The following is a 1,699-nucleotide window of genomic DNA, read 5'->3' on the forward strand; positions in this document are numbered from 1 at the left end:
CGCGCGCCACGCCGAACTGCTGCATGAGCGCGAGCTCGCCCGGCAGCCCGTCGGCGGCGAAGCGGCCCTCATGCAACTGCTCCCGCAGCACCAGGTAGATCTGGTGGTACTTGGGCAAGGGCATCTGCGACATGCAGGCGATGTTTTTGCAGTTTCAATGTTCTGTCAATGGGACATTTGAATGCGCGCGGAAACGAAAACGGCCCCCAAAGGGGCCGTCGATGGCAAAAAGCGAGAGGCTCGGCTGCCGCCGGACTCAGAGCTTGAAGGGCACCACTTCCTGGCGCTGCTCGCCGAGTCCCTCGATGCCGAGCGCCATCACGTCGCCCTTCTTGAGGAACAGCGGCGGCTTCATGCCCATGCCCACGCCGGGCGGGGTGCCGGTGGTGATCACGTCGCCGGGTTCCAGCGTCATGAACTGGCTCACGTAGCTCACGATCTTCGCCACGCTGAAGATCATGGTCTTGGTGCTGCCGGTCTGCACGCGCTGGCCGTTGAGGTCGAGCCACATCGCGAGCTTCTGCGGGTTCTCGACCTCGTCGCGCGTCACCAGCCAGGGGCCGATGGGGCCGAAGGTGTCGCAGCCCTTGCCCTTGTCCCAGGTGCCGCCGCGCTCGATCTGGAACTCGCGTTCGCTGACGTCGTTGATGACGCAGTAGCCGGCCACGTGGTCGAGCGCGCTCTTCTGCGAGACGTAGCGCGCGCGCGTGCCGATGACCACGCCGAGCTCGACTTCCCAGTCGCTCTTGACCGAGCCCTTGGGCAGCATCACCGGATCGTTCGGGCCCTGGATGCAGCTCGTGGCCTTCATGAAGACCACGGGTTCCTTGGGCACCGGCAGGCCGGACTCGGCCGCATGGTCGGCGTAGTTGAGGCCGATGGCGATGAACTTGCCGACGCGGGCCACGGGGCTGCCGTAGCGCGGCTTGCCCTTGACCAGCGGCAGCTTGTCGGTCTTGAGCTTGCGCAGCTTGGCGATGGCGGCATCGCCGAGCTGCTCGGGACCGATGTCCTTGACGACGGCGCTCAGGTCGCGCAGCTGGCCGTTGGCGTCGACGAGGCCCGGCTTCTCCTTGCCGGGGTTGCCGTAGCGGACGAGTTTCATGCTTGCTTTTCCTTGGGTGGTTGGATGGTTCTGTGGGAAGGGGCGATCAGTAGGTCGAGCGGCCGCCCGAGAGGTCGAACACCGCGCCGGTCGAGAACGAGCAGTCGTCGGTGCACAGCCAGCCTACCAGCGCCGCGACCTCCTCGACGGTGCCGAAGCGACCCTGCGGGATCTTCGACAGCATGAAGGCGATGTGGTCGGGCGTCATCTGGTCGAAGATCGCGGTCTTGACCGCGGCCGGCGTCACGCAGTTGACGCGGATGCCGGTGTCGGCGAGTTCCTTGCCGAGCGACTTGGTCAAGCCGATCACCGCGGCCTTGCTGGCGCTGTAGGCGCTGGCATTGGGATTGCCGTCCTTGCCGGCCACCGAGGCGATGTTGACGATGCGGCCCTGGCCGCCCTGCGCGCGCATCTGCGCCACCACCTCGCGGCAGCACAGGAACACGCCGTTGACGTTGACCTCCATCACCTGGCGCCAGTCGTCCACCGGGTAGTCCCAGAGCTTGGCGTTGGGGCCGGTGATGCCGGCGCTGTTGACCAGCGCATCGATGCGCGGCGCATGCGCGAGCGTGGCCGCCACCGCCTTGGCCACCG

General features: G+C 66.7%; 2 protein-coding genes and 1 pseudogene. All 3 read right to left on the bottom strand.

The annotated features are described in order from the left end of the window. Window positions 1–124: pseudogene (locus tag AC27VN_RS40755) on the bottom strand (GntR family transcriptional regulator); the annotation flags it as partial. A gap of 132 nt (window positions 125–256) precedes the next feature. Next, the gene (locus AC27VN_RS40760) at window positions 257–1,105 is read right to left on the bottom strand and encodes a fumarylacetoacetate hydrolase family protein (protein WP_057590944.1); all 849 of its coding nucleotides are present in this window, start codon (window positions 1,103–1,105) and stop codon (window positions 257–259) included. 46 nt (window positions 1,106–1,151) lie between these two features. Next, on the bottom strand, window positions 1,152–1,699 hold a 548-nt coding region (locus AC27VN_RS40765; RefSeq protein WP_490880405.1), incomplete at its 5' end, for an SDR family NAD(P)-dependent oxidoreductase.

It is taken from the genome of Variovorax sp. 20P10.2.4, assembly GCF_058244205.1.

What these genes read in the sequence shown, in the direction of transcription:
- AC27VN_RS40760 (WP_057590944.1), bottom strand. Translation starts at nt 1,105, where the DNA reads ATGAAACTCGTCCGCTACGGCAACCCCGGCAAGGAGAAGCCGGGCCTC.